The 26,636-nt window shown below is 32.4% G+C and carries 25 protein-coding genes; 8 read left to right on the forward strand and 17 right to left on the reverse strand.

Going from position 1 to position 26,636, the window contains the following annotated elements; translation table 11 throughout:
* Positions 1 to 4: 4 nt before the first annotated feature.
* The 4 genes from bglX to ASE21_RS10645 all read left to right on the forward strand — a co-directional run bounded on the left by bglX (position 5) and on the right by ASE21_RS10645 (position 6,706).
* Positions 5 to 2,305: a beta-glucosidase BglX gene (gene bglX / locus ASE21_RS10630; protein ID WP_057122638.1), complete on the forward strand. Its 2,301-nt coding sequence runs from the start codon at positions 5 to 7 to the stop codon at positions 2,303 to 2,305.
* A gap of 91 nt (positions 2,306 to 2,396) precedes the next feature.
* Positions 2,397 to 3,182: a glycerophosphodiester phosphodiesterase family protein gene (locus ASE21_RS10635; RefSeq protein ID WP_057122639.1), complete on the forward strand. Its 786-nt coding sequence runs from the start codon at positions 2,397 to 2,399 to the stop codon at positions 3,180 to 3,182.
* A 56-nt stretch (positions 3,183 to 3,238) separates the two neighbouring features.
* Complete coding sequence (locus ASE21_RS10640) at positions 3,239 to 5,149, forward strand: discoidin domain-containing protein (RefSeq protein ID WP_057122640.1); 1,911 nt, start codon at positions 3,239 to 3,241, stop codon at positions 5,147 to 5,149.
* A 168-nt stretch (positions 5,150 to 5,317) separates the two neighbouring features.
* Positions 5,318 to 6,706 (forward strand): M20/M25/M40 family metallo-hydrolase, encoded by a 1,389-nt coding sequence (locus ASE21_RS10645; protein ID WP_057122641.1) that lies wholly within the window; start codon positions 5,318 to 5,320, stop codon positions 6,704 to 6,706.
* A 67-nt stretch (positions 6,707 to 6,773) separates the two neighbouring features.
* On the opposite strand, the gene ASE21_RS10650 is transcribed toward ASE21_RS10645, so the two are convergent.
* The 11 genes from ASE21_RS10650 to prmA form a co-directional block, all read right to left on the reverse strand.
* Positions 6,774 to 7,079: a hypothetical protein gene (locus ASE21_RS10650; protein ID WP_057122642.1), complete on the reverse strand. Its 306-nt coding sequence runs from the start codon at positions 7,077 to 7,079 to the stop codon at positions 6,774 to 6,776.
* Positions 7,080 to 7,085: 6 nt separating this feature from the next.
* Positions 7,086 to 7,538, reverse strand: coding sequence for a hypothetical protein (locus tag ASE21_RS10655; RefSeq protein ID WP_057122643.1), 453 nt, complete (start codon positions 7,536 to 7,538; stop codon positions 7,086 to 7,088).
* A gap of 87 nt (positions 7,539 to 7,625) precedes the next feature.
* Complete coding sequence (locus ASE21_RS10660; RefSeq protein ID WP_057122644.1) at positions 7,626 to 8,306, reverse strand: YiiX family permuted papain-like enzyme; 681 nt, start codon at positions 8,304 to 8,306, stop codon at positions 7,626 to 7,628.
* Positions 8,307 to 8,412: 106 nt separating this feature from the next.
* Positions 8,413 to 9,318, reverse strand: coding sequence for a hypothetical protein (locus ASE21_RS10665; RefSeq protein ID WP_057122645.1), 906 nt, complete (start codon positions 9,316 to 9,318; stop codon positions 8,413 to 8,415).
* Between the two features lie 18 nt (positions 9,319 to 9,336).
* On the reverse strand, positions 9,337 to 10,155 hold the full coding sequence (gene kdsA / locus ASE21_RS10670) for a 3-deoxy-8-phosphooctulonate synthase (RefSeq protein WP_057122646.1): 819 nt from the start codon (positions 10,153 to 10,155) through the stop codon (positions 9,337 to 9,339).
* 617 nt (positions 10,156 to 10,772) lie between these two features.
* Positions 10,773 to 11,225, reverse strand: a complete 453-nt coding sequence (locus ASE21_RS10680; RefSeq protein WP_057122648.1) for a hypothetical protein — start codon at positions 11,223 to 11,225, stop codon at positions 10,773 to 10,775.
* Between the two features lie 115 nt (positions 11,226 to 11,340).
* Positions 11,341 to 12,018, reverse strand: a complete 678-nt coding sequence (locus tag ASE21_RS10685; RefSeq protein ID WP_057122649.1) for a lysoplasmalogenase — start codon at positions 12,016 to 12,018, stop codon at positions 11,341 to 11,343.
* A complete protein-coding gene (locus tag ASE21_RS10690; protein ID WP_057122650.1) occupies positions 12,018 to 13,298 on the reverse strand; it encodes a sterol desaturase family protein in 1,281 nt (426 codons plus the stop codon). Before ASE21_RS10690 ends, ASE21_RS10685 begins: the two co-directional genes overlap by 1 nt.
* Before the next feature lie 103 nt (positions 13,299 to 13,401).
* Complete coding sequence (locus ASE21_RS10695; protein WP_057122651.1) at positions 13,402 to 14,913, reverse strand: WG repeat-containing protein; 1,512 nt, start codon at positions 14,911 to 14,913, stop codon at positions 13,402 to 13,404.
* Positions 14,914 to 14,995: 82 nt separating this feature from the next.
* Entirely contained in the window at positions 14,996 to 15,271 is a 276-nt protein-coding gene (locus tag ASE21_RS10700) for an ATP-dependent Clp protease adaptor ClpS (RefSeq protein ID WP_057122652.1), read from the reverse strand.
* A gap of 38 nt (positions 15,272 to 15,309) precedes the next feature.
* Positions 15,310 to 16,143 carry a 50S ribosomal protein L11 methyltransferase gene (gene prmA / locus ASE21_RS10705; RefSeq protein ID WP_057122653.1) on the reverse strand — a complete coding sequence of 278 codons (834 nt, stop codon included), beginning with the start codon at positions 16,141 to 16,143 and terminating at the stop codon, positions 15,310 to 15,312.
* A 113-nt stretch (positions 16,144 to 16,256) separates the two neighbouring features.
* Here prmA and ASE21_RS10710 point away from each other — a divergent pair, with 113 nt between their 5' ends.
* Complete coding sequence (locus tag ASE21_RS10710; protein ID WP_057122654.1) at positions 16,257 to 17,393, forward strand: hypothetical protein; 1,137 nt, start codon at positions 16,257 to 16,259, stop codon at positions 17,391 to 17,393.
* Entirely contained in the window at positions 17,353 to 19,683 is a 2,331-nt protein-coding gene (locus ASE21_RS10715) for a hypothetical protein (protein WP_057122655.1), read from the forward strand. Before ASE21_RS10710 ends, ASE21_RS10715 begins: the two co-directional genes overlap by 41 nt.
* Positions 19,684 to 19,754: 71 nt before the next feature.
* On the opposite strand, the gene tpiA is transcribed toward ASE21_RS10715, so the two are convergent.
* From tpiA to ASE21_RS10740, 5 genes are all read right to left on the reverse strand, one after another.
* On the reverse strand, positions 19,755 to 20,507 hold the full coding sequence (tpiA, locus tag ASE21_RS10720) for a triose-phosphate isomerase (RefSeq protein WP_057122656.1): 753 nt from the start codon (positions 20,505 to 20,507) through the stop codon (positions 19,755 to 19,757).
* Positions 20,508 to 20,593: 86 nt separating this feature from the next.
* Positions 20,594 to 21,088, reverse strand: coding sequence for a TlpA family protein disulfide reductase (locus tag ASE21_RS10725; protein WP_057122657.1), 495 nt, complete (start codon positions 21,086 to 21,088; stop codon positions 20,594 to 20,596).
* A gap of 364 nt (positions 21,089 to 21,452) precedes the next feature.
* Positions 21,453 to 22,484, reverse strand: coding sequence for a hypothetical protein (locus tag ASE21_RS10730; RefSeq protein ID WP_128414688.1), 1,032 nt, complete (start codon positions 22,482 to 22,484; stop codon positions 21,453 to 21,455).
* A gap of 111 nt (positions 22,485 to 22,595) precedes the next feature.
* A complete protein-coding gene (locus ASE21_RS10735; protein WP_057122659.1) occupies positions 22,596 to 23,717 on the reverse strand; it encodes a BT_3928 family protein in 1,122 nt (373 codons plus the stop codon).
* Positions 23,718 to 23,800: 83 nt separating this feature from the next.
* A complete protein-coding gene (locus ASE21_RS10740; RefSeq protein WP_057122660.1) occupies positions 23,801 to 24,343 on the reverse strand; it encodes a DUF1599 domain-containing protein in 543 nt (180 codons plus the stop codon).
* 221 nt (positions 24,344 to 24,564) lie between these two features.
* On the opposite strand from ASE21_RS10740, the gene folP reads away from it, so the two are divergent.
* A complete protein-coding gene (folP, locus tag ASE21_RS10745; protein WP_057122661.1) occupies positions 24,565 to 25,389 on the forward strand; it encodes a dihydropteroate synthase in 825 nt (274 codons plus the stop codon).
* Between the two features lie 54 nt (positions 25,390 to 25,443).
* Positions 25,444 to 26,076, forward strand: a complete 633-nt coding sequence (locus ASE21_RS10750; protein WP_057122662.1) for a hypothetical protein — start codon at positions 25,444 to 25,446, stop codon at positions 26,074 to 26,076.
* A 39-nt stretch (positions 26,077 to 26,115) separates the two neighbouring features.
* Here ASE21_RS10750 and rlmH read toward each other — a convergent pair whose 3' ends face one another.
* The gene (gene rlmH / locus ASE21_RS10755) at positions 26,116 to 26,589 is read right to left on the reverse strand and encodes a 23S rRNA (pseudouridine(1915)-N(3))-methyltransferase RlmH (protein WP_057122663.1); all 474 of its coding nucleotides are present in this window, start codon (positions 26,587 to 26,589) and stop codon (positions 26,116 to 26,118) included.
* Positions 26,590 to 26,636: the final 47 nt, after the last annotated feature.

Consider the following 26,636-nt stretch of genomic DNA (forward strand, 5'->3'; position numbering starts at 1 on the left):
CAGAATGAAAAACAAATTAGTCTTACTTTTTTTAGGATGTGCTGTTTTGGGTTACGCTCAAAAAAAGAGCACAAAGAGTACAGTAAAAATTAAACCTAAGTCGGAGTTTGTAGCAGAATTAATGTCAAAAATGACATTAGAAGAAAAATTAGGACAATTAAATTTACCAACATCTGGCGATATTACAACAGGACAGGCAAATAGCTCAAATGTTGCAAAAAATATTGCCGAAGGAAAAGTAGGCGGTTTGTTCAATATAAAATCAGTACAAAAAATTAAAGAGGTACAAAAAATTGCTGTTGAAAAAAGCCGTTTAAAAATTCCATTACTTTTTGGTATGGACGTGATTCACGGTTACGAAACAACCTTCCCAATTCCTTTAGGATTGTCTTGTACATGGGACATGGGTTTAATTGAAAGAAGTGCGCAAATTGCTGCAAAAGAGGCAAGTGCAGACGGAATCAACTGGACATTTTCGCCAATGGTGGATATTTCCCGCGATCCTCGATGGGGAAGAGTTTCTGAAGGATCTGGAGAAGACCCGTATTTAGGAAGCCAGATCGCAAAAGCAATGGTAAACGGATACCAACAGCATGATCTTTCAAAAAACAACTCAATTTTGGCCTGCGTAAAACATTTTGCTTTATACGGAGCGCCAGAAGGAGGCCGTGACTACAACACAGTTGATATGAGTCACATCAGAATGTTTAATGACTATTTTCCTCCTTACAAAGCTGCAGTTGATGCTGGTGTAGGTTCGGTTATGGCTTCTTTCAATGAAATTGACGGAATTCCTGCAACCGGAAATAAATGGTTAATGACAGATGTTTTAAGAAAACAATGGGGATTTAAAGGTTTTGTAGTAACAGATTTTACAGGAATTCCTGAAATGATCGAACACGGAATGGGTAATCTTCAGGATGTTTCTGCTTTGGCTTTAAACGCCGGAGTTGAAATGGATATGGTAGGAGAAGGTTTCTTAGGAACTTTGAAAAAATCTTTAGATGAAAAAAGAGTTTCAATCGAAACTATAGATAATGCAGTTAAACTTATTTTAGAAGCTAAATATGACTTAGGATTATTTGAAGATCCATATAAATATTGTGACGAAAAAAGAGCTAAAACAGAAATTTTCACAACAGACAGCAGAAAAGAAGCACGTCAGATTGCGGCGCAGTCTTTGGTATTATTAAAAAACCAAAATCAGTTACTGCCTCTTAAAAAATCAGGAACAATCGCTTTAATCGGACCATTGGCAGATGCAAAAGAAAACATGCCCGGAACCTGGAGTGTTGCTACAAGAATGGAAAATGCCGTTTCATTATTAGCAGGAATTAGAGAAGTAGCAGGACCATCGACGAAAGTTTTATATGCTAAAGGAAGCAATTTAGATTACGATGAAACTTTTGAAACAAACGCAACCATGTTTGGAAAGACACTGCACCGTGACAGCCGTTCAAAAGAAGAATTGTTAGCAGAAGCTTTAAAAGCGGCACAACAATCTGATGTAATTGTTGCTGCACTGGGAGAATCTGCAGAAATGAGCGGAGAATCAAGCAGCCGTACAAATTTACAGATTCCGCAAGCACAAAAAGATTTATTAAATGCCTTATTAAAAACAGGAAAACCAGTTGTAGTAGTATTATTTGACGGACGCCCGTTAGTCATTACTGAAGAAGAAAAAACAGTTCCGGCCATTTTAAATGCCTGGTTTGCCGGTACAGAAGCTGGATATGCAATTGCAGATGTTTTATTTGGAGATGTAAATCCATCAGGGAAATTAACGTCAACTTTCCCAAGAAGCGTTGGTCAGCTGCCAATTTATTACGCACACAAAAATACAGGAAGACCTCTTTCTAATACAGAAGGGAAATTCGAAAAATTCAGATCAAACTATATTGACGAAAGAAACGAACCATTATTTCCATTCGGGTTTGGTTTAAGTTATACTACTTTTGATTATTCAAACCTTAAAATTTCTTCTGATAAAATGAATTTCAGCGGAGAATTAACAGTAACGGTTGATGTTACCAATACTGGGAATTATGATGGAAAAGAAACCGTTCAGTTATATATTAGGGATTTAGTTGGTTCCGTAACGAGACCAGTTAGGGAATTAAAAGGTTTCCAAAAAATAGCACTTAAAAAAGGTGAAAAACAAACGGTGAGTTTTGACATTACTGTTGAAGATTTAAAATTTTATAATTCTGATTTGCAATTCGCAGCAGAACCTGGACAGTTTGATGTTTTCGTTGGAGGAAACTCAACTGCCGACACGAAAGTTAGTTTTGAGTTAACTAAATAGTTGGTTTATTGATTAGTAAAGAGCCCTTCGTTTGGTTGACGGAGGGCTTTTTCATAAAAGAACATTTTTTATAAATTATAATTTAAAAATAATGAACTCTGTTAAAATATTCAGCATATCACTTTTTTTGGCTGCAGCCATTATTTTTCAATCGTGTAGTATAAAAGAAAACGCAATTGTGGCGCATCGCGGGGCGTGGAAGAAAAACAATTTTCCTGAAAATTCGATTGCATCTTTAAGGCATGCAATTGATTTAAAACTACCTGGTTCAGAATTTGACGTCTGGAGAACCGCAGACGATTCTCTTGTCATTAATCACGATGCACATTATAACAAAATGCTTATCGAAGAGACTACTTATGCCGATCTGATTAAATTCAAACTTTCAAACGGAGAAAAATTACCGACTTTACGGGAATACATTTCAGAAGGAAAAAAGAATAACAAACACACTCTTTTGGTCTGTGAAATAAAACCTTCTGAAATAAGTAAAGAAAGAGGACAAAAAACAGCATTAATTTCTGTTGAAATTATTAAAAAACTTAAGGCAGATAAAATTACTTGTTATATAAGTTTCGATTATGAGATTTTAAAACAAATTAGAAGAATCGATTCTAAAGCTTCTTTGCAGTATTTAGAAGGAAATAAATCTCCTAAAGAAGTAAAAACAGATAATATTAACGGTGTCGATTACCATTATTCGGTTTTTAAAAAACATCCGGAGTGGATTAAAGAGGCAAAAGAAAATAATATTATCCTAAATGCATGGACAGTAAACGACCCTGCCGATATGGATTGGATTATTGAGCATAAATTCAATTACATAACAACAAACGAACCTGAACTTCTGAACGAAAGACTGCAGAAGAAAAAATAGATTATCATCATTTTTACTCTACAAGATGATTCTATAAAAACTTAAAAAGAATACGAATGAGAAAGATATTTATATTGTTATTATTTGCTTTCACAGCAAATATTTCGGCACAAAAGGAATCAATTCAGGGCAAAACGGAGTGGTTTGATCCTAACAAACCAGCTTCAACTTATTGTAATCCAATCAATATTGGGTACAATTTTACTACATACAATCATAATGGAATCCCGGAATCCCGTCGTTCAAGTGCAGATCCTGTAATTATTACCTACAAAGGAGAGTATTACTTATTTGCAACCAATCAGGCAGGTTTTTTTTGGAGTAAAGATATGTCAGACTGGAATTTTGTGTATGGAAGTTTTCAAAGACAGCCCGGCGACGATGACCAGTGTGCACCTGCTGCATGGGTTGTAAATGATACTTTGTTTTATGTAGGCTCGACCTGGAAAAGAGATCATCCAATCTGGAAAACTGCTGATCCAAAATCAGGAAGATGGACGCGCCATGTAGATAAAGCAATGCTGCCAACATGGGATCCTGCGATTTTTCAGGATGACGATAAAAAAGTATATATGTATTACGGCTCAAGTGGAAAACTGCCTCTTGTAGGGACTGAAGTCGATTATAAAACATGGCTTCCAAAAGGGAATCAGGCCGATTATGCAGAATTGTATAAAGCAACTGAAGTAGAAGATATTCAAAAACCTTACGGAAAAATTAAAGAAGTTGCTATTTTAGATCCTGCAGCTCACGGCTGGGAACGTTTTGGGCCAAACAATGATATGGAACCGGCTCCATGGGGGAATTTTATTGAAGGCGCCTGGATGACCAAACACAATGGAAAATATTACATGCAGTATGGAGCGCCGGCAACTGAATTTAAAGGTTATGCAAATGGTGTTCACGTAGGTGATAATCCATTAGGGCCATTTACGTATCAAAAACATAATCCAATGTCTTATAAACCGGGCGGATTTGTAATTGGCGCGGGACACGGAAATACTTTTGCAGACAATTATGGAAATTACTGGAATACAGGAACATGCAAAATATCTATAAAAGATCGTTTTGAGCGTCGTATCGACATGTTTCCTGCCGGATTTGACAAAGACGATGTAATGTATTCAATCACTTCTTATGGAGATTTTCCAATTGTTCTTCCAACGCAGCAGCGCGATCAGACAAAAGGAGCTTCATCAGGATGGATGTTATTGTCTTATAAAAAGCCTGTAACTGTTTCTTCTTCTGAAGAATGTATGGAAGTAGAAACACACAGAATGGACAATGGAGGAAAAAAAGTCTATGAGAAATTCTGCTATGGTCCTGAAAATTTAACCGATGAAAATATTCAAACTTATTGGTCTGCAAAAACAAGTAATCCTGACGAATGGCTTCAAATGGATTTAGGCAGGCAGATGGAAATTAATGCACTGCAGATTAATTATGCTGACCATAAAGCAAACCAATATAACAAAGCGATGGATATTTATTATCAATACAAAATTTTCATGTCTGATGATGCCCAAAACTGGACCTTGGTTGTAGACAAATCTAAGAATGATAAAGACGTTCCGCATGACTATATAGAATTGACAAAATCATTTAAAGCGCGTTATATTAAAATGGAAAACATCCACAACGCTTCAGGATTGTTTGCCATTTCAGACTTCAGAGTTTTTGGAAACGGATTATCAGAAAAACCAAAAGCAGTTGCAGCTTTTACGGTTGACAGAAATAAACAAGATTCAAGAAACGCTATGATTTCGTGGAAAAAACAAAATGATGCAGTTGGATACAATATTTACTACGGAATTTCTCCGGATAAATTATACAACAGTATCATGGTTTATGGTGAAAGTTCATATGATTTTAGAGGTTTGGATAAAGGCACAAAATATTATTTTACAATTGAGGCCTTTAACGAAAACGGAATCGGGAATAAAAATAAAATTATTGAAGTAAAATAATTTTGATTTAATTAAAATTTGAACCTCTAATTGCGAATAACAAAATTTGCAGTTGGAGGTTTTTTTCAGAAAAGGTTTAAGAAAAATACCTTCGGGTTGTAAAGAATTTTGTTCCTTTGTAATGCTCACAGAAAATGTGAACGATAACCCAAAAATGCTATAAAAACCATGAAAAAAACGATTCTTTTAACTGTTTTAGTTTTAAACGGATTGACATCTTTTGCGCAGTCAAATGATGAGAAAAACATTAAATTATTTTATAAAAAAGCTTTAACTGAATCAAAGTGTTACAGCTGGTTAGAGTATTTGTCCAACGATATTGGAGCACGTTTATCAGGTTCTAAAACTGCCGAAGAAGCAGTTCAATACACCAAAAGGCAATTAGAAAGTATTGGACTTGATAAAGTTTACCTGCAGGAAGTGATGGTGCCTCATTGGGTTCGTGGTGAAAAAGAAACTGCTTATATCTTAAACGGAAAAGAAAAAACGGTTGTACCTATTTGTGCTTTGGGAGGGTCTGTTGCAACTCCAAAAACGGGACTTACTGCAGAAATTATAGAAGTACAGGGAATCGACGAACTTAAAACATTAGGAGATAAAGTAAAAGGAAAAATTGTGTTTTTTAACAGACCAATGAATCCTGAAAATATCGAAACATTTATTTCTTACGGAGCATGTGTTGACCAAAGATTTGCCGGTGCAAAAGAAGCGGCTAAATTTGGTGCAGTAGGAACAATTGTTCGTTCGATGAATTTACGTTTAGATGATTTTCCTCATACAGGAGTTCAAAGTTATGGCGATCTTCCAAAAGAGCAATACATACCAACAGCTGCAATTAGTACAAATGGAGCCGAATTGTTGAGTAAAACTTTAAAATTTAATCCGGCTTTGAAATTTTATTTCAAACAATCTTGTGAGACATTACCAGACGTCTTATCCTATAATGTAATTGGTGAACTTACTGGTACAGAACATCCTGAAAATATTATGGTTATAGGCGGACACTTAGATTCCTGGGATTTGGCAGACGGATCTCACGATGATGGAGCAGGAGTAGTGCAAAGTATGGAAGTTATTCGTATCCTAAAGAACTTAAACTACAAGCCAAAAAATACAATTCGTGTAGTTTTATTTATGAATGAAGAAAATGGCGGAAAAGGTGGAGCGAAATACGAAGAAGTTTCAAAGAAAAATAATGAAAACCACATTTTTGCCTTAGAAAGCGATTCAGGAGGATTTAGTCCAAGAGGATTTTCAATTCAGGCAGATGATGCTAATTTGAAAAAGATTCAGGGTTACAGAGACTTTTTTGAGCCTTATTTAGTTCATAGTTTTACAATTGGACATGCAGGATCAGATATCGATCATTTAACGTCTAAAGCAATTGTAAAAGCAGGTTTAAAACCAGATTCGCAGCGTTATTTTGATTATCACCACGCTGCAAATGATAAATTTGATGCGATCAATAAAAGAGAATTAGAACTTGGGGCAGCAACTATGACGTCACTTGTTTACTTAATTGACCAAACAGGAATTATTCTTCCTTCTGCAAATTAAATTTGAAAGCCTAAAATATTTAAAAAGCTGCGAGTTTCTATTCGCAGCTTTTTTTTTGCTTTATAAATTAATTTTTCATTACTAATAAATAATAAAAAAAGGCTATAGGAATATTTGAAAGCAGAATTAAGATCTTGACAGCAATATCTCTTCGCTGCAACGGTAAATGAATAAATTTTTCGGTTAAATGAAATAGCATTATAGCATTTACAATTATAGCCGAAAGTGCAAACGGCCATGCAATAATAAGTACGTTTGGACTTTGATCCGAAAGAATGTAAAGTATAAATAAAAGTGTAATAATTATAAAAGAGCCAATTGCTAATTCTGTAGATTGTTTTTCTTCAAAAGGTTCATTGTCTATTGTTTTCATGATTTTTTAAATTTTAAAAGTTTGCTGAATAGTTTGAACAGGTAGAGAAAGCATTTTTGAAAAATCCAGATAATGAAAAGGAAGTGCCTGTTTTCCCTTTTTATACTGCTGAATGAAATACTTTATTTTTTTTGGATAAAAAATAATTCCGGATAAAGTCACCATAAACAAATACAAGCTTCTTTTTCCGTTTCCGAAAAGATAATACTGCATTCCAATTTCTTCATAAACAGAAATTCCTGTATTGGTCAAAACATGAATGATATCATGATCTTCTAGTTTTTCCTGAATATCAAAATGATATTTATTAAGAAAATTTCCGAGACCCAAACCCAGACTTTCTTCCGGATAATTCATCAATTCATTTTTATCGATATTCCAGGGCTCATTCTTTTTAAAATATTTTTGATAAGGCTTTTTCGTGCACTCGTAAAGTTTTTCGATTAATTGATCTTTCATGTTTTTAGGACTGATTAAAAGTTCTTTGAAATTCAAAGTAAAATAAGAAATAAAAAAGCTAATTTTTAGAATCAGCTTTTATTGGTTTTAATAATTGTCGATGATCGTGATAAGCAAATTAGAATCGTCCAGATCAGAAGGGGCAACAACTTTTTCTTCTAACGGAATATCATTTCCATATCGTTCTTTCAATATTTTCTGAACTCTTGCATCCTGAAGATTAAAATCTTTCAACTCTTTAAGTTTTGAAAGTTCAATCCCGGCGGCGTTTTTATAGATTTTCCAAACCAATTCAGAACAATAGATTCTTTCATTAGTCCATTCAAAATAAGCATCATATTCTTTTCCGTCAAACTGCTGGCTGTAATCTTTCATTTTTTGAAGAACCGCCGGAGTCAAAACTGTATCGGCATTTTTTAATCTTTTGACCACATATTTATTGTCTTTTCCATGCTCAATCCATTCTTCAAGCGGAGTAAGTTTTACAGGCTGAACGGCTTCAAAAACAAACCAGTTTCCGTTTATGTCATAGATGATTCCGCAATGTGAAAATTTAGAATTGGTCGCAATTCTTACCGCTTCGCATTGTGCAGATTGGGAGGTTTGAAATATAATATCTCCATCATGAATTTTATTTGAAACAGTATTGGTTTCAGGTTTGGTTTTCGAAAATGGATTATTTGGAAAGACTTTCATCGCCACAAATAGGGCTAAACCAAAACTAAACAGGAAAGTAACAATAAGGAAAATATATTTTTGTTTCTTCATAATATCTCAAATAGTAAATAAAGTACTTTGAGTTACAAAGTAAATGATAAAAAAAATAGTTACCAAATAAATGGTAACTATTTTAAATATATTTTTCGAATTGAAATTAAATTCTGAAGATTCCTCCAACAGCAATAATTCTCTGAAAGAATAAAAAGTGTTGAGAAGCTTTATCATCATTACTCATTGTAGTTTTGATATCTTTCATATCGATATAACCGCCTTTTAATTCACCCTGAACATAGAAGTGCTTAAAGAAAGTAATATTTAGACCTGCTTTTGCAGAAACACCGTAACCGGAAACATGAAAATCATCATGACGTTCTTTGCCTAAAACAGTTGCATTTGTTTTTGGATATAAAACTCCTGCACCCAAACCTTCGGTTAAGTTAATCTGAACTTTGTCTATATTTGGCAGACTAAACAATTTTGAAATATCGTCAAATCTGGAAACCTCGGTATTAATATAGTTCAAACCATCTGTATGTTCGTACATCAAAAATGCAGGATTGCCTGGTTGAATAGTACCTTTATCAAAACCACCTTCCTGAGCGCCATTTTGGGACATATCCACAGGCGTGTTGTCATAATGTCCATTGTAGATAGAACCAGATTGATCAGCAGGTAAATTAATATCACCACTAACATTTGCAATTTGATTTTGTGTCATTACATATTTCATGTGGTCGACACCAATTGTAACGCTGTAGTGATCACTAAAAAAATATCCTAATCTCAAATTGGTTTGCGGAATAGTCATATTTGCAGGATTAATATAATCTACATGCCATCCTTTTGGTTTGTCATGAGCTTTCATATCAGAAACTGTAAAGTTGTAATCCTTACCTCTAAAATTCACATCAGATTTTGAGTAACTTTCTCTATTACCGCCCCAAGTAACAAAGAATTTTCCTTTGTTGTGAGCTGTATATTTTTGTACAGGTATTTCTTCCTGAGCAAATGTGTTTAAAGAAACACAAGTCAGTAAGAAAAATAAAAATTTTGTTTTCAACGAAATTGGTATTAAAATTTAAAATGAGTTAACTGTTTTTCTGATAGCAACCAGCTTCGTCATTAAACCTTCAAAATAGTCTAAATGAAGCATGTTAGCGCCATCACTTTTTGCGTTTGCAGGATCAAAATGCGTCTCGATAAAAATACCGTCAACACCAACTGCAATACCAGCTTTTGCAACAGTTTCAATCATATCAGGTCTTCCGCCCGTAACTCCTGCAGTTTGGTTTGGCTGTTGTAATGAATGCGTAACGTCTAATACTGTTGTTGCATATTGCTGCATAGTTGGAATTCCTCTAAAGTCAACAATCATGTCCTGATAGCCAAACATGGTACCACGATCTGTAACAATAACATTTTCGTTATGGCAGTCTAATACTTTTTGGACAGCATGTTTCATACTTTCCGGACTCATAAATTGTCCTTTTTTCAGGTTTACTGTTTTTCCGGTATTTGCTGCAGCGACAACTAAGTCTGTCTGGCGAACTAAAAATGCTGGAATTTGTAAAACATCAACGTATTGTGCCGCCATGTCAGCGTCTTCGTTTGTATGAATGTCTGTAACGGTTGGAATGTGAAAAGTTTCTGAAACTTTTCTTAAGATTTTTAAAGCTTTTTCGTCTCCAATTCCTGAGAAACTATCAATTCTGGAACGGTTCGCTTTTTTAAAAGATCCTTTAAAAACATAAGGAATCTGAAGATTGTCGGTAATACCAACTAATTTTTCAGCAATTCTAAGCGCCATTTCTTCTCCTTCGATAGCGCAAGGCCCCGCCAATAAAAAGAAATTTCCGCTGTCAGTATGCTTGATTTGTGGAATATGTTGTAAGTTCATAAAATTATTTTTTTGCAATGCAAAGGTAGTTATGATTTATGAATAGCGGATGAAGATTTAAGATTATTTTAAGATCAGCTTTGTTAAAATTGTAATACTTTTCTTCGTATAATTGTTTTTGAAATTTTTTATAAGAGTTTCTCGACAAACAATTTTTCTTAATATTTGGAAAGAAAGAAAATAATGAGATTTAAAAACCATTATTTTTAATTAGGATATTATTCTAATTACTATAACTTTTCAGTAATTTTTTAATCAATTGTTAGATTTCTTATCATGAGATTTTTTAATAAAATACTGTACGATAATTACAATCAAAAGAATAATCGTAAATAAGAATGCAAACGCAACTATTGGCAATATTCCCATTCCACATCTATACGGCCTACCTTCGAGACTTTTTGTAAAATTATAAGACGCAATATAAAAGGCAATAACAGAAAAAATAATTTGCGAAATGAGGCTGATGAAAGTTATTGTTCCAAAACTTTTAGATATTGTTTTATGAATTGCTTTTTCACCATAAAACAACTGGAATAATAAAGGTAAGAGAATGAAAATAAAAGGAGATATTCCGAACATACTGAAAAAATGATGGTTTATATAATCTATAATTTTTACTCTTTCTTCAAACTCAATCCCATCGGAACCATTAAAATTCCTTTTTCATAAATATTCAAATACAGCGTAACAGGCTTTTTTTGGCCTTCCCAGGTAAGTTCATATACATTTAAAAATCCGGCTCCCATATTGCTTCTTTTAGTTGGAAAAGGACAGCAGGTTTCTAATCGTTTGTAAGTGATTTTTTCTCCATTTGGTCCTGCTAAAGCATTCAGAAAACGAACTTCGTTTACCGTTTCATCCAGAGTATTTCTAAAGAATATATTTATTGGATAATCAGGGTCATAACCGTATTTTTTATCCTTGCTGAATTGCGTGATAATAAATGTATTATTTTTATTTAAGATTAAATCCGGAGCATTGTCATCTACATTTTTTAAAGTCGATTTTGTACTTATACAAGAAGTTACTGTAATCAATAAAAGAATAAAAAGACTTACTTTTTTCATGGTTGAGGTTTATTTTGGTCACACAAATGTAAAAGGTTTTTAGTACCGATTGTAAAATCAAAAAAGAAAAATAAACTCTCTGATAATTTTTTTTAGCTGTATTATCAGTGTGCTTTTATATTTCCTTTTTTGAATTCAGTTTTAATATACCCTTTACAATCAGATATTGTGCCACAAGATAAGTCAGCATGATAATAAATGAACTTTTTTGAACTGGCATATGAAACTTATTGATTGCCAAAATACTATCTGAAACAACAAAAAATAAAGCACCAAAAAACACATATTGATTTGCCGGTTTTTTCCAGATTAAAAGTCCATTATAGGAAAATAAAAGCATAACCGAAATTACACTGGCATAAACAATTACCGGAATTTTTAAATCGCCTAATGCCGGAAGTAAAACATACAGCATTCCAGTTAAATAACAAGCAATTACGATGCTTCCAATGCCAAAAATTACAGCATTTCTTTTGATTTTTTCTTTGGCCTGTTTATTAAAAAGCAGGCAGTAAATGATATGAGAAATCAGAAAAGAAACTAATCCCAGAATAAAATAAATCTCAGCGATATCTGAAAAAAGTAAAATAACATCGCCAATCCATGAAAACAACAAGGCACTTAACAGGATATTTTGAGTTGGAAATTTTTTAGAAAAATAAACTCCTGCAATTAATAATGGAATTAATATCGGTTTTAAATAACAGTCGATACTTTCATATCCAAGATATAAAAGCAGCAAATAAATAAAGCTGAAAGCGATATAAATTTTAAAAAATACAGCGTTTTTCATTATGCGGTTTGTGAATTTATGGTTTGGTTTTGGTTCATTCTAAATTCAACCGTTACAAAATAAATGGTGGTTAAGAATGACAGACTCAGATATCCCAGAATTATATAATTGCTTAGAGAAAAAACAGTATTTAAACCAAACCAATCGCCGTAAAATCCAATAATGGCGATCGCGATCGATAATCTGAAACCTTCCCATACAATGGCAAACTTGCTTTTGTCCATTAATTCTGAATTGCTGTAAATGGTAACTAAAATAAAAAATCCATAGACAAAAATATTTGGAAGACCAATTTTGGCAATATTGTCAAAAAGATAACTCACAAACAAAAGTGTGATTAAAATTTGCATAACCGACCAGTAAATAAGCTTTTGCGAATTTTGGGTTCCGTATTTTTCAAAGTTAAAAACGTCTTCAATTTTGTTTACAGGATATTTTTGTTCAAAATTTTCGGGTCTCCATCCTGTTGGTTTAAACCAAATGGTGAGTTTATCTTTCCAGCTTTCAGCACGCCATGCATCTTTTATTAATAAGGTCAAATGCTGAAAATTTATTTTAATCGGATTCCATGTATTTGCGGGTCTTGTAATTCCAAAAACCGGAGGAACATCATCTAATTCTTCCTGAAAAGTCCCAAAAAGTTTATCCCAGAAAATAAAAATTTGTGAATGATTTTTATCTAAATACTCGGGATTTATAGCATGATGAACCCGATGATGGGATGGTGTAACCAAAATATGCTCCACAAATCCCATTTTTTTAATATGTTTAGTATGATACCAAAATTGCAAAAATAAATGGAGTGGAAGTGTAATAGCAATTACAGAAGCCGGAACACCCAATAAAGCTGCAGGAATTAATAAAAAAGTAAATAGATTAACTAAACTCGCAATAGGTTGTCGGAGTGCGCAGGCGAGATTAAACTCTTCACTGCTGTGATGAATCGCATGTTTGTTCCAGAGAAAATTAATTTGATGTGCCAGCCTGTGGCTCCAGTAACCATAAAAATCAATGACAAAAAAGGCAATAATATAAGATACAACATTGGCTTCCTGATGAAAAACAGCAATTTTAGAAACCAGCCATTCATACGATAGAAAGGTAACACTTAGTCCTAAAACATCTTTTACAGAATTGGTAATTCCGGAGCTGATACTCGAAACACTGTCAATTAATGGAGCAGTATCGTTTTTTTTGTAAATACCGTAAATCTTTTCAATTACAATTAAAACTAAAAAAACCGGCATTGCGATAATCAATATTTTGCCATATTCTTCCATAAACATCGTATTTCGTTCAAATATATAATAAAATAGAATGCATTTTGCAATATTTGCAATTTAACCGCTTTTTTATATTATTTAACGAAAAAAGAATGGAAGGTTATTGAGGCTCAAAAGGAAATTTAACAGCGTAATATTTTGATACTTTGTCTTTCTTTATATTAAATTGTACGGCTTCTTTAATGATTTGAAACGAGTCGTATTTTAATTCCAGGAGTATTTGGCTGTCTGAATTTAAAACTCCGTATTTATTGTTTTTCTTTACAACAAACTCTCCTGTACCATAAATTTCTTTGATGTAATCGTATTCCGCCGGAATTACAATTTTATTTTCATTGCTTAAAACTCCAATTTTGTTTTGGGAATTAAAAACCTGATAATTGCTTTTTTTAAAACCGCCGAAACGGAACTCCTCTTTAATGAATTCTCCAACAATGATTTCTGTTTTCGTATAACTGTTATTTGCAACGGTTAGAAGATATTCTTTTGAATTTTTAACGGCAAATATTTTATTTTGAGCAGCAGTATAAAACTCATAATCTTCTGGAATTATTACCTGGCCGTCAGCAGAAAACAAACCGTTTTTATCTTCAGCATTTGTTGTAATGTGATAATTATAAAATTGCTGTACAGACTTATATGAAATCGGAATTATTTCTTTCTCTAAATAAGGATTTATAATACCTTTTAAATTTCCTTTAGAAACTTCATATTGATTTTTAAATGAAATGCTGTCTTTGTAAAAAACGCCATATACGGTATCATAAATTAAGGGTTTCAAAACAGAGTCTCTTTTATCAACAAGACCTTCTTTTCCATCTTTTTTTACCTCGTAAATTGAATTTGAAAATTGAATATCATCATATTTACATTCAATTTCATATTGTCCGGATGAATTTATTACACCTTTCTTTTTGGTGATATTATTAACAATGATATAAGTGTCAGGTGCAATTACGCTTTCAAACTGATGGTTTTTTATTGAATTTAAAACAATATTTCCCGAAGGATCTATTATCAGCGTGTTTTTGTTTTGAAGCGTTACAATTGCCCTTTGATATTCAAAATAATCAATATTTAATGCTTTAAAATTGGTAATTTGTTTTCCCGTAGAACTAAATAAATCAATGGTATTGTTTACCTGAACAAAGAGGATTTTATTATTGTTCATTATATAATCGTATTTAACAGGTAAAACAGGTTTGTTGTCAATATCTATGACACCTGTTTTGTTTCCTTTTGAAATACGCACCAGACCATTTCCCAAATAAAAAACATCTTCATATTCAAATGGAATTTTAATATGGTTTTGTAAATCAATAAAACCTCTTTTAAATTTTTTATTGACTTTAATCCCGGCTTCAAATACATTTTTAAGATCGTCTAAAGTCGCTATATATTCATAATTGGGTTTGATAATTACATTTCCAACAGAGTCTATCAGCCCCATTTTTCCTTTAAAGGTTCTAAACGCAGCATAACCATTTTTAAAATCAGAGACATATTCGTATGTTTTATTATCGGTTAATTGTTTCCGAAGAGTATCAAATTTAGACTGGCCTTTTGAATTCAAGAATACAAAGAATGTTATTAAAAATAAGATATTTCTCATAATTTTAAATTAATGCAAACAAAAACGCATTCTCTAATTCAATGCAGAATAAACAGAATGCGTTTTTTAAGTTATTTACAAATTAAACAATTTCGGCGCTCAGTCCGGCTTCCAAAAGTTGTGTACATTGAGGTTTTAATTTATCCATTGGCCCTGTTTTTACAGTGCATTTTCCGTTGTAATGTACAATTAAAGAACATTGTTCTGCTTGTTCAGATGTGTGGTTGCATACACGCATTAAGGTTTCAATTACATGGTCAAAAGTGTTTACGTCGTCGTTGTACACAATGATTTCGTTGTTGAATCCCGTCGCTTCTTTTTCGCGAACTTTTTCTCTTACTTTTTCTTTAGTACTCATTTATTTAATTTTTATTGTACTGTTGTAATTACTAATAACTAATTTACGTATTTTAATGAAACCCAGTTGTTTCTTTGAAATTTTTTAACATAGGTCAAGCCTTTTTCAGTGCACGAAGCATCGATAAACGGAATGTCTTCTTCATAAAAACCGCTAAATAATATAGTGCCATTAGGGTTTAAACTGTCTACATAAGCCTGCATGTCGTTTAGCAAAATGTTTCTGTTAATGTTAGCAATAATCAAATCGTATTTTTTTCCTGCTAATAAAGCGGCGTCGCCCTCATAAACGGCGATATGCTTACAATTATTGCGTTCCGCGTTTTCAATAGAATTCAGGTAACACCAGTTATCAATATCAATAGCATCAATTGGCTGGGCGCCTTTCATTTCAGCCAAAATGGCTAAAATTGCTGTTCCGCAGCCCATATCAAGGGTTTTTAAACCTTTGACATCCATTTCGAGCAAATGCTGAATCATCATGTGTGTAGTTTCATGATGACCGGTTCCAAAACTCATTTTTGGTTCGATAACAATATCAAATTCTGCATCGGTTTTTGGATGAAAAGGAGCGCGGACATGGCATTTTCCGTCAACATCGATAGGCTCAAAATTCTTTTCCCATTCTTCATTCCAGTTTACCTGATCGATTTCTTCAATTGTATAATTAATTTTAAATTCTTCAGATTGTAAAATATAAATATCATCCAGAATATTCTCATCCCATAAATCTTTCTTTACAAAAGCCGAAATTCCGTTTTCAGTTTCTGTAAAACTTTCAAACGCTTTTTCACCTAATTCAGCCACTAAAATTTCTGATCCAAGTTCTTTTGGCTCAATCGTAAAATGATATCCTAAATATATATTTGACATAGATAATTTTTTTTGCAAAGGTATGAATACAAAGGAGAAGTTGTTTATAAAAAATAATATTCTTATCAAAATTAATAGTACTTTTGAATTTTAATTTGTAAGATTTTTAATATATGAAAAGTGTTTTGGTTATTTTACTTTTTTTCATGCTTAATGGAGTTGGTTGTGAGAGTGAACATCATGTAATAAGGTCATTTTGTTATTGGAAAACCAATTTGTATTTTCAAAAAGAAGAAGATTCATTACTTAAAAAAATGGATGTAAAACATCTTTATGTGCGTTTTTTTGATGTTGACTGGAATCCTTATACTAAAGAAGCTTTGCCGGTTGCTACAATTAATGATATCATGTTAAATGAAATAAATCCGGAAATAACGCCAGCTATTTTTATTACAAATGAAGTGGTGCTCAAGGCAAACAAAAAACAGCTCGACAGCCTGGGAATAAGAATTGGAAAACGTGTTCAGGAAATAGGCCAGAAAATGAATGAATACATCGCTCAGAAAAAAGCTTATAAAATTGCTTATCCGGACAATTATTATAAACAAAAGGATTATAAGCAGATAAATTACGATTCGGTAAAATCAATAGAGCTGGCAAAATTAAAAGTTGATTTTAAAGAAATACTGATTGACTGCGACTGGACAGAAAAATCAAAAGAAAATTATTTTTATCTATTAAAACAGATTAAGAAAAATTCTGCATCGTCGAAAATTGCGGCAACCATTAGACTCTGGCAGTATAAATACGCAGAAAAAGCGGGAACACCGCCAGTTGATAAAGGATTATTAATGTGTTATAATCTGACAAAACCGGATGATTTTAAAACTAAAAACTCAATTGGTACAAGTGATGAACTGGCAGAATATATTACTCATTCCGATTATAAATTAAAATTAGATATTGCCTTGCCGCTTTATAGCTGGGCAGTTGTTTTTAGAGGAAATCAGTTTAAAGGAATTTTATCTGATTACGACAATCTGATGACAGACACTCTTAAATTAAGAAAATCAGATACAGATAAATATGTTTTGCAGGACGATATACTTGTTGGACAGACTTATTTAAGAAACGGTGATGAAATTAGAATTGAAAAAATTTCAGATAAAGAACTGGATAAAATGATTTCGATTGTAAAAAGTAAAATTAAAATTGATGATGAGACCAAAGTCACATTTTTCTCTTTTGATAAAAAATATATAAACGATTATGGAACACAAAATATATCAGAGTATTATGCGCGTTTTTAATATTCTATTTTTGATTTTCAGCTTTGAGGTTTCTTTTGCGTGCGGCTGGAGCGTGTCGCCGGAAACCAGCAGATTGAGTTTGTTTAGAGCTCAGCGAGAAGATTTTTTAAAACTTACACCGTTTTATTACAGTGCAGATTACTATTACGATACCAATACAATTTCGGACAAAGATCAGAAATTGAATTGTTTAGAATGGAAAAAAAAGTTAGGCAGTCAGATTAATCCTGATGATGTATATGTTATTTTATATCAAACAGATGCAGAGCAATTTGAATCGGCTTATGAATCTAAAACACTAAGGAAAGTTTTTGAAAAAAACACTTTTATACAAACGTTGCTACAGCCCGGAAACAAAGCTTATCTGGATTATATTGTATTTGCTAAAAAGCTCGAATACAATAAAAGTGCAGATACAAAATGGGAATCGTGGAATGCTGTCGGCTATGAAAGTAAAAGCCATAAGTTAGCAGATGTAAAGGATTTTGATAAAAAAATAGCAAAAGCAAAAGATGCGTTTTTGAAACAGCGTTATGCATTTTTAATTTTGAGATACAGCTTTTACAGTCAGGATCCTAATGAAGTTATTCGTTTGTATGATACTTATTTTGCCTCTAATAAAAACACAGTTTTAGAACCGTGGGCTTTGTATTATAAAGCTTTATGTATTGAAGATAATACTTTACAGAATTATTTATTAAGTAAGGTTTTTGCCGCGAGCGAAGAAAAAACATTTGCAGTTTTACAGCATTATAACTGGAAGCTGATGGCAGAAACTTTGGCTTTGGCACAAAATGATCAGGAAAGGAGTATTATCCTGACAATCGAAAGTCTGCGAAATCCGGCACCAGATTTAAAAACAATAAAAGAGGTTTCTGATTTAGAACCAAACAGTGTTTATTTGAGTTTTTTAATTGGAAGAGAAATCAACAAATTAGAAGACTGGATTTTTACCCCGCAGTATAGTAATGACGGAATTCCTTCTGTTGTGTTCGACAGCCAAATTTGGTATGACAGCTATGAAAAGGCGAAAAAGGAAAATCATGACAAAGATATTTTGTATCTCAGAGATTTAAAAGATTTTTTAATCAGTTTTCGTAAACAAACTTCCGGAGAACAACAAGATTATGTAACGGCTGCAATTGCCCAGCTTTGTTTTATTGACGATCAAATCGATGAAGGAAAAAAATACACCAGTTTGATTTCTGATAAAGCAAATGCATCAATATTGATGCAAAAAAATATTCAATTGGCCTTAGTTTCTTTAAAACAGGATAATTTAAAAGATGAAAAAGTTCAAAATCAGCTTTTTAATTATTTTAATTCGGTTGAAAATTTGATTGAAAGCGACAGCGGGTTATTCAAAAACCTGTATAGTCTATATAAAATTGCAAGTGATGAATATTATAAAAAAGGCGATAATGTAACGGCAGGCTTACTAGCTATGAAGTCTGATATTAAAAATGAAGGGGGATATACGGACTATAGTAAACCTTATTATTACACTTACATAGGTTATTTTGACCGAAAAGCAACAGTTGAAGATATAGACCGTTTGATAGCTTTACAGCAAAAAAGAAATAAAACACCATTTGAAAAATATATCTGTTCCGGAACAATTGCTCCTGATATAAATTATTACAAAGATTTGAAAGGAACGCTGGCTTTTAGAAATAATAATTTAGAACTGGCTTATAAAACCTTTGCCAGTATGCCTCAGGACTTTTGGGAGAAAAATTATGAATTTAAAAGCTATCTGAATGAAAATCCATTTATGCCAAAAATCCTGCAAAATGATAAAGAAAGAAGATTTGATTACCGTTTTAATAAAACAGATTTTATAGCAAAACTCATTCAGTTAAAAAAGCAAAATACAGCAGCCAGTAATCTTCAGCTGGCTCATGCTTATTTTAATGTGTCATGTTTAGGGAATTCCTGGATGATGCTGGCATACGACTGGACATCAGGAGAATCATATGTCGATTATGTATACGGCGATAATACCGACAATGAAAAGAAATACCAAAATGGCAATTATTATAATCTGAAAATGGCAAAATTATATTATGAGAAAGCATTAAAAATGTCTAAAAACAGTGATGAGAAAGCAATGGCAAGTTTAATGATTTTTGAATGCAGTTATTATGGTTTTCAGGCTGATACCTTACCTGAAGGTACAAAAAATCCATTTAAGCCCGGAAAAGAATTGTATAATTTTTATTCTGTTTATAAAGCCACTCCAACATTTAAAAAATATAATTGTCCGCTTTTAAAGTCGTTTATAAATTAGTTATAGTGAAAATAAAACATAAAAAAAGCGTTCGCTGTGCGAACGCTTTTTTATATATAGAAAATCTAAAATTAGATAGCTGTAACAATAGCTAAGAAATCGTCAGCTTTAAGCGCTGCACCTCCAATTAAACCACCGTCTACGTCTGGTTTAGAGAAAATTTCTTTAGCATTATCCGGTTTTACAGAACCACCGTACAGAATAGAAACTTCATCAGCGATCTCTGCTCCAAAAGCTTTACGGATAGTTTCTCTAATAAATTCGTGCATTTCCTGCGCTTGCTCCGGCGATGCAGTTTCTCCAGTTCCAATAGCCCACACAGGTTCGTAAGCTAAAACAACTTTAGACCATGATTCTTTTGCGATGTGAAATAATCCATCACGTAATTGGTTTTCAACAACATTGAAATGATTTACTGATTGACGGTCTTTTAATTCTTCTCCAAAACAAAAAATTACAGTTAAATCATGTTTTAATGCAGTATCGACTTTGTTTGCGATCAATGCATCTGTTTCATGGAAAATAGCTCTACGCTCAGAGTGTCCAAGAATTACAGTGTTAACACCAATGCTTGTTAACATATCAGCAGAAATTTCTCCTGTAAAAGCTCCGCCTTCAGCCTGGTGAACGTTTTGTGCAGCAACTCCAATTGTTGTGTTTTTTACTTTTGCAACCGCTGCCTGTAAGTTTACAAATGTTGGTGCCACAATAACCTGAGCAGTTGTTTGTGCCGGTATTTTTGTAATTAATTCACTTAGTAATTCCTCAGTCTGTGCTGCGTTTTTGTGCATTTTCCAGTTTCCTGCAACAATCTTTTTTCTCATTTTGGTAGTTTTTGTTATTCTTTTAATTTTTTGTTTGTATTGAAGTAGGTCAAAAATTGAATTTAGTTTTTGACATTCATTTCAAATTATTTTAATCCTGCTAAAGTTTCGTTGATTTTATCAAAATCAGTTTCTATAGCGCGGTACAAAACGATTTTTCCTGTTTTGTCTACGATAATATATCTCGGAATCCAGTCTAAATCGATAGCTTTTCCAAAAACACCTTTCATACCGTCGCTCATCATATAATGATCGCCTTTTAATTCGTGTTTTTCAATTCCAATTTTCCATTTATCTGCTGTTTTATCTGCAGAAAGAAATAGATATGAAACATTAGGATTATTTGCTTGTAACTCTTTTACTTTTGGCATTGCTTTTACGCAGTCGCCGCACCATGAAGCCCAAACCTCGATTACTAAAGTTTTTCCTTTATATTTTTTTAAAATGTTTTTAAATGCAACCTGACTTCCGTCAGAAGATAATAATTTCTCAGACAAAGCTTCTTTTGAAAAACTGGTTTTCTGAGCTTGTGTGCATGAGAATGTAATAAATGCAATAACGATTAAAGCTAATTGTTTCATATGATAAATGATTTTTAACAAAGTTAAACAAACAATTCGAAAGCCAAATAGAGATTAACAAAATTTGAAGACTCGTTTATTTTGTAACAAAAAGTTGTTTTTCGGTTAGGAAATGAAGTATGAAATCGTAATAGTTGAGGTTGAATTGTGGTGTTTTTTTGAAGATGCAGTTTTTTAAACAGAAAAAAGGCCTTATTTTTTAATTCAGGGAATAATTTTTAAGCTCAAAAAACGTCAGATTACAATAAAAAAAGTCTTCCATACATTCAATTATCGAAGACTTTTAAAATAGTTTTTTGAAGTTTAATTCAGTTATATTTTGTTTAGACCATTTTTTGATCGGAACAATTTATTCATCAAAAGCTTAAGCGTATTTTTTCTTTCCGATAATATAATTGTAAAGCATTAAAATAAAAGGAAATGTTATGAAAGTAATCCAGATTATAAATTGTCTGGAAACAAACTCATAATAATAGTTCAAAAAGAAAATGGAACCGGTAAAAATAACACAAAATATAGAATCGATATAATTCACTTGTTCTTCTGAATACCTGTCAATATGCTCGTCTTTGAGTTCGTGCATTTTTTGAAAATATTTTGAATTGAAAAATCTTTTCCATCTTGGCAGGAAACCAATAAGCATCATGAAATTCTGAATCATATAGATGCTCGAAACTCCTAAAAGAAAGTATTGGAATGCAATATAAATTCCTTCCATAATATCATTGGAGTTATTGGTATTTTGATTTCCATAAATTGCATTTAAATTATCTATAGCAAAAAATATCATGATTATTGAGCTCCAGATGCTTAAGATAAATTTGTTTCTGTCTGATAAATAAGTTTTTGTAAAAGCATGAAAAAAAGAAAAGAGCGAAAATAAAATTCCAATAGTTATTAAAGTTTGGGAAATTATATTGTCAAAGCTGATAAAACAGTTATCTGCGACCCAGTATATCATGGCAATCGAGAGAAATAATGTAATGCCTTCTGTTAGTTTTGGAGTTATATTTTGTTTATTAAATATTCGTGAATAGATCACATAAAAGACAAAGAAAATAAAAGGCCAAAATACCAGACTTCTATTTAAAATGAATGCAAGACCGCATTCTGCTTCATTAACAACGCTGCATAAAAAAGTACCAAGGGAAAACATAAAAATAAAAGAAAGGATTGCTATAAAAACAGCTGTTGTCCATTTATTTGAAATTCTTCTGCTTTCAAAAATTACACCTGCAATTAATGCCAAAACCTGCAGGGAGACCAAATGTGTACCGGAAGATTTTTGAATATAAAAATCATAAACTGTGTAAACAATTAAAAATAATATAAATAAAAACAGGAAAGGATTTGAAAAAAAATACCTGCTTATTGCCTTTAATATTTTTGCAATCATAATTATAAAAACGGTTTTATTGTAGATTGGGTCAGTTGATTTTAGTGCTAAAAAAAGCGCCAATATATCTAAAAAATAGCATATTGGCGCTTTAAATTGGATCAATTATTTTTAAATCCCATAAGCAACGTCAGACAGTTTTAAATCATCAACATCATTGTAATGCACTTTCTGAACAATGGTTCCGTTGTGTAAAACAACAATGCTTGGATTTGCTCTTTCAACTGTTTTTAAAGCTGTTGCATCGCAGAAATAAAAGTCAGTATCTAAATTATATTGTTTTTTTGCTTTTGCAATTTCATCAGCTCCAGATGCTGTCATTGCAATTACTTTGTAACCTTTTGCTTTTGCATCTGCAGCTACTTTGGCTAGTTTTTTCATTCCGTCAGGAGCAGATTTAGTTAAATCATACGTTACAAAAATCAATAATTTTGGCTCTTTTAATAATTCTGCTTTATAATCAGAATCATCTTTTGTCATTGTAAAATCATGAATTGGCGGAATATAACCTTCTGTAATCACTTTGTCTTTTCTGTCTACAAAAGTGGCACCTTCCGGAATATTCATTAAATCTTTTTCAGTAAATTCTTTATCTACGCCGTTTACTTTGTAAATAAAAATCATTTCAACTACAGATTTTGGAGCACCTTCCGGAATTTCCATTCCTTTTTCGATATTGGTTCCAACTTTGTACGGACGGAAATCTTTTATCGGATTATGATTTAAAACCCAGTATGCCATAAAAGCACACAAAGCAACACTTATTATAGTTACTGCGTTTGTAACAGCATTTGAAAATAAAGGTTTTACTAATTTTTGGTTGATGAATAAAATCAGGATGAAGAATAATAAAACAACATCTTTTGTAAAGGACTGCCAAGGTGTTAAATGTAAGGCGTCTCCAAAACATCCGCAGTCTTTTACAACATCAAAATAAGCAGAGTAGAAGGTAAGGAACGTAAAGAAAACAATTAAAAGCAGTAATGCCCAAATGGTTGTTTTTGCTTTATATCCAACTAATAACATTCCACCCAATACAACTTCAAGAATTACCAAAAAAATCGCTAAACCTAAAGCCAGAGGTTCTAAAAAAGGCATGTTAAAAACCGGTTCGCTAAAATATTCCGCCAGTTTATAAGAGAAACCAACCGGGTCATTTAGTTTGATTAATCCGGAAATGATAAATAATACACCGACAAATAATCGGGAAAATTGAGTAATGATGTTTTTCATGGGGAAGAGTTTATTTAAAAACTTCAATTAATAAATTCCAAATTTCAATCTAATTTTGGAATTTGGAATTTAAAAATTGGAATTTAAGATTTTATAGGATTTAAGATTAAAGCAAAAACAGAATAATTAATCATGTCCTGATAATTGGCATCGATACCTTCAGAGACTAGTGTCAGGCCTTTATTATCTTCAATCTGCTTTACGCGAAGTAATTTCTGCAGAATTAAATCGGTAAGGGAACTTACTCTCATTTCACGCCACGCTTCACCGTAATCGTGATTTTTTGCTTCCATTAACTCTTTGGTCTGTTTTACTTTAGCATCGTATAATTCAGTTGCTTTTTCAATATCTAGATCCGGCTGGTCAACAACGCCTAATTCCAGCTGAATTAAGGCCATGATAGAATAATTGATGATTCCGATAAATTCTCCTTTTTCATCTTCATCCACTTTACGAACTTCGTTTTCCTGTAAACTTCTGATTCTTTGCGCTTTTATGAAAATTTGATCCGTTAACGATGGAAGTCTTAAAATTCTCCATGCGCTGCCGTAATCTTTCATTTTGTTGATAAATAAGGTTCTGCAAACCGTAATTACATTATCAAATTCAAGGGAAGTATTCTTCATTTATTGCTGTATATTTGCTAAAATTTCTTCAAAAATAAGGATAATTTTTTAAGAGTTTCAAGTTTGAGGTTTTCTTTGTTTCAAGTTTTTTCTAAACAAATTGTTAACAGTGATAACCTGAAACCAGTAAATAATAAAGTTTCAAGTGTTAGGTTTGAAGTTTCAGGTTCCGGGACCTGCGCAATTTAAATCAACTTGAAACAAACAAAACCTGAAACAAAATGCTGATTAACTGCAAAGGAGAACTGATTGATTTATCGATTCCAAAAGTAATGGGAATCCTCAATGTTACTCCAAACTCTTTCTTTGACGGAGGAAAATATAAGAACGAAGACGAGATTATTCCGCAAGTAGAAAAAATGCTTACGGAAGGCGCAGCATTTATTGATATTGGCGCTTATTCCAGCAAACCAAGTGCCGAATTTGTATCTGAGCAGGAAGAAATTGACCGAATAGTTCCTGTTGTAGAATTAATTTTAAAACATTTTCCTAAAGCTTTATTGTCAATCGATACTTTTAGGGCTGAAGTAGCAAAAGTGAGCATAGAAAGCGGCGCTGCTATTATAAATGACATTGCAGCGGGAGAACTGGATGATAAAATGTTTGATGTTATCGAAAAATATAATGTTCCTTACATTATGATGCACATGCGAGGTAATCCGCAGACGATGCAGAGTTTGACGCAGTATGGAGATATTATAAAAGAAATGCTGTTTTATTTTTCTGAAAAAGCTGCAAAAGCGAGAAGTTTAGGAATCAACGATTTAATTCTCGATCCTGGTTTTGGTTTTGCCAAAACAACAGATCAAAATTATGAAGTGATGCAGAAAATGGAACTTTTTAATGTTTTAGAATTACCAGTTTTAGCTGGTGTTTCCAGAAAATCAATGATTTATAAAACACTTAATATTACGCCGCAGGAAGCTTTAAACGGAACAACATTCCTGAATACAATTGCGTTAACAAAAGGTGCAAAAATCCTTCGTGTCCATGATGTTAAGGAAGCTGTGGAATGTGTTGCTTTGTTTAATAAATTGAGTTCGTAATGTTAAAATTGTCATTTTCTTAGAATGACAAACTTTATGCAAATAATATCAAATATGAAATACTTTACTCTGCTTATTGCATTACTTTTATTTTCCTGTGGAAAAAAGGAAGACGTTTTATTACCAAAATCAAACATAACTCTTGTAAAAGATGTACAAGATCATTCTCCAATTTACATCTTTTTTAAAACTGAAGCAAAAGATACAATTGCCGATTTGAATAGAAAAAGTGCTATCATTTCTACCAGCTGGATCTTTAATATTGATAAACGTCTTCCGTTGAAATTGGTGATTCCGCAGGTAATAAAAATGCAGGATAAAAAACGGAATGAAAAAATGCATCAAAATGAGGAGTCAGAAAACTATTATTCCTATGCCGATTCTGTTGGAAAAAATCTAGCTTTTGTCCCTTTCACGAAAGTGTTTTATAAAATGGAAAAACCGGATAAAAGTAATTTCGTGGTTTACTTTAGAAAAGGGAAAAAACAAGTTTTTATGGGAAATAAGGAAATAAAAATATCAGAAATCTTGCAGCGTTTTTATAGTATAAAGTTTGAAAGAGTTCCTGATTTGGTATTTTTCTTTGATAAGAATATGAGTTATGAAGAATATATTCAATACAAAATTCTACTTCAAAAAGATGTGACTTACAATTTGGACAAACTTCCTTTAGAATTTATTTTCTAATATGGTGATTAAACAAATAAACGATTAACCGATTAAACTTTACTGATGATGATAAGGTTCATTTCTTAAAATCGTAAATCCGCGGTACAATTGTTCGATAAAAAATAAGCGAACCATTTGATGCGAAAACGTCATCAGCGAAAGTGAAACTTTTCCCTGTGCTTTATTGTAAACCGTATCAGAGAATCCGTAAGGACCGCCAATCACAAAAACTAAGGTTTTGATTCCAGAATTCATTTTCTTTTGCAGTTCTTCTGAAAAACCAACACTGGAGAAGTTTTTTCCATTTTCATCCAATAAAACCAACTGATCGGTCGGTGAAAGTTTGGATAAAATCAATTCGCCTTCTTTTTCTTTTTGCTGGCTTTCCGATAAGTTTTTTACGTTTTTAATATCGGGAATAATCTCCAGATCAAATTTGATGTAAAACGACAAACGCTTTGTATAATCGTCGATTAAAGTTTGTAAAGCTTTATTATCAGTTTTGCCAATGGCGATAAGTTTGATGTTCATTATGTTATTTTTTTTGCCACGAATTCACGAATTAGCAATCGTTTAAT

It is taken from the genome of Flavobacterium sp. Root901, from assembly GCF_001429765.1.
GTDB lineage: Bacteria > Bacteroidota > Bacteroidia > Flavobacteriales > Flavobacteriaceae > Flavobacterium.

What these genes read in the sequence shown, in the direction of transcription:
- ASE21_RS10695 (WP_057122651.1), bottom strand. Translation starts at nt 14,913, where the DNA reads ATGAGAAATATCTTATTTTTAATAACATTCTTTGTATTCTTGAATTCA.
- ASE21_RS10655 (WP_057122643.1), bottom strand. Translation starts at nt 7,538, where the DNA reads ATGAAAGATCAATTAATCGAAAAACTTTACGAGTGCACGAAAAAGCCT.
- kdsA (WP_057122646.1), bottom strand. Translation starts at nt 10,155, where the DNA reads ATGAACTTACAACATATTCCACAAATCAAGCATACTGACAGCGGAAAT.
- ASE21_RS10700 (WP_057122652.1), bottom strand. Translation starts at nt 15,271, where the DNA reads ATGAGTACTAAAGAAAAAGTAAGAGAAAAAGTTCGCGAAAAAGAAGCG.
- ASE21_RS10635 (WP_057122639.1), top strand. Translation starts at nt 2,397, where the DNA reads ATGAACTCTGTTAAAATATTCAGCATATCACTTTTTTTGGCTGCAGCC.
- rlmH (WP_057122663.1), bottom strand. Translation starts at nt 26,589, where the DNA reads ATGAACATCAAACTTATCGCCATTGGCAAAACTGATAATAAAGCTTTA.
- prmA (WP_057122653.1), bottom strand. Translation starts at nt 16,143, where the DNA reads ATGTCAAATATATATTTAGGATATCATTTTACGATTGAGCCAAAAGAA.
- ASE21_RS10710 (WP_057122654.1), top strand. Translation starts at nt 16,257, where the DNA reads ATGAAAAGTGTTTTGGTTATTTTACTTTTTTTCATGCTTAATGGAGTT.
- ASE21_RS10740 (WP_057122660.1), bottom strand. Translation starts at nt 24,343, where the DNA reads ATGAAGAATACTTCCCTTGAATTTGATAATGTAATTACGGTTTGCAGA.
- ASE21_RS10685 (WP_057122649.1), bottom strand. Translation starts at nt 12,018, where the DNA reads ATGAAAAACGCTGTATTTTTTAAAATTTATATCGCTTTCAGCTTTATT.
- bglX (WP_057122638.1), top strand. Translation starts at nt 5, where the DNA reads ATGAAAAACAAATTAGTCTTACTTTTTTTAGGATGTGCTGTTTTGGGT.
- ASE21_RS10750 (WP_057122662.1), top strand. Translation starts at nt 25,444, where the DNA reads ATGAAATACTTTACTCTGCTTATTGCATTACTTTTATTTTCCTGTGGA.
- ASE21_RS10660 (WP_057122644.1), bottom strand. Translation starts at nt 8,306, where the DNA reads ATGAAGAAACAAAAATATATTTTCCTTATTGTTACTTTCCTGTTTAGT.
- ASE21_RS10680 (WP_057122648.1), bottom strand. Translation starts at nt 11,225, where the DNA reads ATGAAAAAAGTAAGTCTTTTTATTCTTTTATTGATTACAGTAACTTCT.
- tpiA (WP_057122656.1), bottom strand. Translation starts at nt 20,507, where the DNA reads ATGAGAAAAAAGATTGTTGCAGGAAACTGGAAAATGCACAAAAACGCA.
- folP (WP_057122661.1), top strand. Translation starts at nt 24,565, where the DNA reads ATGCTGATTAACTGCAAAGGAGAACTGATTGATTTATCGATTCCAAAA.
- ASE21_RS10715 (WP_057122655.1), top strand. Translation starts at nt 17,353, where the DNA reads ATGGAACACAAAATATATCAGAGTATTATGCGCGTTTTTAATATTCTA.
- ASE21_RS10735 (WP_057122659.1), bottom strand. Translation starts at nt 23,717, where the DNA reads ATGAAAAACATCATTACTCAATTTTCCCGATTATTTGTCGGTGTATTA.
- ASE21_RS10730 (WP_128414688.1), bottom strand. Translation starts at nt 22,484, where the DNA reads ATGATTGCAAAAATATTAAAGGCAATAAGCAGGTATTTTTTTTCAAAT.
- ASE21_RS10725 (WP_057122657.1), bottom strand. Translation starts at nt 21,088, where the DNA reads ATGAAACAATTAGCTTTAATCGTTATTGCATTTATTACATTCTCATGC.
- ASE21_RS10640 (WP_057122640.1), top strand. Translation starts at nt 3,239, where the DNA reads ATGAGAAAGATATTTATATTGTTATTATTTGCTTTCACAGCAAATATT.
- ASE21_RS10645 (WP_057122641.1), top strand. Translation starts at nt 5,318, where the DNA reads ATGAAAAAAACGATTCTTTTAACTGTTTTAGTTTTAAACGGATTGACA.
- ASE21_RS10650 (WP_057122642.1), bottom strand. Translation starts at nt 7,079, where the DNA reads ATGAAAACAATAGACAATGAACCTTTTGAAGAAAAACAATCTACAGAA.
- ASE21_RS10690 (WP_057122650.1), bottom strand. Translation starts at nt 13,298, where the DNA reads ATGGAAGAATATGGCAAAATATTGATTATCGCAATGCCGGTTTTTTTA.